The organism is Vallitalea sediminicola (assembly GCF_054408565.1).
Genome location: NZ_BTPT01000434.1, coordinates 1 through 209, shown reverse-complemented (window position 1 = coordinate 209; position 209 = coordinate 1). Strand labels below are relative to the sequence as shown.

At 29.2% G+C, this 209-nt stretch carries 1 protein-coding gene; it reads left to right on the top strand.

The genetic code is table 11. The features are described 5' to 3' along the window. A partial coding sequence (locus ACX6CF_RS27320; RefSeq protein WP_458788512.1) for a helix-turn-helix domain-containing protein occupies positions 1 to 209 on the top strand: 209 nt, incomplete at both ends.

The window sequence follows — 209 nt, the reverse complement described above, 5'->3', positions numbered from 1 at the left end:
ATAAGCTCTATCGAAAGATTATTTAAAAAATACTTTGGATTAACACCAAAGGCGTACAGCGATATTATACGCTTTAAGCAAAGTATCATATCTGAAGACCCTAAATCTTTTTTTTATGATCAATCCCATTTTATAAAATCATGCAAAAAGTATACGTTGAAGTCTCCTAAAGAATTAGGGAGTGTATCTGAGATAACACTAAAATATAT